The sequence below is a fragment of the Nocardiopsis sp. TNDT3 genome, from assembly GCF_003427465.1.
Taxonomy (GTDB): domain Bacteria; phylum Actinomycetota; class Actinomycetes; order Streptosporangiales; family Streptosporangiaceae; genus Nocardiopsis; species Nocardiopsis dassonvillei.
This window is the reverse complement of sequence record NZ_QPFC01001435.1, coordinates 1-1,399: the sequence shown is the minus strand read 5'-3', so window position 1 is coordinate 1,399 and position 1,399 is coordinate 1. Positions and strand designations below refer to the sequence as shown.

General features: G+C 69.5%; 2 protein-coding genes. Both read left to right on the top strand.

What is annotated here, in order from left to right; genetic code table 11:
• Window positions 1-66: 66 nt before the first annotated feature.
• Window positions 67-321 (top strand): preprotein translocase subunit SecE, encoded by a 255-nt coding sequence (secE, locus tag DQW06_RS28620; RefSeq protein ID WP_013156096.1) that lies wholly within the window; start codon window positions 67-69, stop codon window positions 319-321.
• A gap of 171 nt (window positions 322-492) precedes the next feature.
• Window positions 493-1,335: a transcription termination/antitermination protein NusG gene (nusG, locus tag DQW06_RS28615; RefSeq protein ID WP_013156097.1), complete on the top strand. Its 843-nt coding sequence runs from the start codon at window positions 493-495 to the stop codon at window positions 1,333-1,335.
• Window positions 1,336-1,399 lie beyond the last annotated feature (64 nt).

Genomic DNA, 1,399 nt, shown 5'->3' with positions numbered 1-1,399 from the left:
CCCCCCACGGCACGGGCACCGAAACTACGGGGAACAAGTAGCAGCCCGCGACCCTAAGGACCCCAGGTGACTCAGACTGACGCCGACGCCAAGCCCGACAAGGAGCCCAAGCGTCGTACCGGTCCGGTGACGTTCACCAAGCAGGTCGCCGGAGAGCTGCGCAAGGTCCGCTGGCCCACCCGCCGCGAGCTGGTGACCTACACCATCGTGGTCCTCGTCTTCGTGCTGGTCGTCCTGGGATACGTCTCCCTCGTGGACTGGGGCTTCGGCGAGGCGGTCACCTGGCTGTACGGCACGTTCGGCACTCCCCAGGGCGTCTGACCACCACTTCCGCGCCGCGTCCTCCGGCAGGAGCCGGGACGCGGCCTCCTCGTCCGCGCGTTGGTCCCGGTCCGCCCGGAGAGACCGTAAGCTGGCAGAACCGGGTTCGACGTACAGCGCTGCCTCGTGTGCGTCGCCCCGAGAGCGAATCCGACGAGAGAAAGAGCAGCCGTGTCCGAGTCCCCACTGACCTCTGACGACTTCCCCGAAGAGGAGCCGGTTCAGTCGTCGGCGGAAGAGACCGGCCTGGCGGGCGAGCTGCCGGAGGACGCGACCGACGCGGCCGACACCGACAGCCCGGAGCTGACCGGTGACGCCGACCCGTCCGAGGCCGCCGACGACCACGAGGGCGTCGTGGAGGAGGACGAGGAGCAGGGCGAGGCCGCCGAGGAGGAGGCCCCCCGCCTGGACCCCGTCGAGGAGTTCAAGAACGAGCTCGTCCTGCTGCCCGGCGACTGGTACGTCGTGCACACCTACGCCGGTTACGAGAAGCGGGTCAAGGCCAACGTCGAGAGCCGCACCCAGTCCCTCAACATGGAGGAGTACATCTTCCAGGTCGAGGTGCCCGAGCACGAGGTCACCGAGGTCAAGAGCGGCAAGCGCCAGCAGGTCACCGAGAAGGTCCTGCCCGGCTACGTGCTCGTCCGCATGGACCTGACCGACGAGTCCTGGTCGGCCATCCGCAACACCCCGGGCGTCACCGGCTTCGTGGGCCTGTCCAACAAGCCCGCGCCGCTGAGCCTGACCGAGGTTGCCAAGCTCCTCGCCCCCGAGCCGGAGGTGGAGCCGGAGCAGGCGCAGCAGGCCCGGACCGCGGGCGGCGTCGGAGAGGCCCGCATGGACGTGGCCTACGAGGTCGGCGAGTCCGTCACCGTCATGGAGGGTCCGTTCGCGACCCTGCCCGCGACGGTCAGCGAGATCAACCCCGACACCCAGAAGCTCAAGGTGCTGGTGTCGATCTTCGGCCGCGAGACCCCGGTCGAGCTGTCGTTCAACCAGGTCGCCAAGATCTAGCCCGTCCACTCCCCGGCCCCGCCGCCCGGGCCCGCGATCGCGGAACGGCTGTCGGGGCACTCCA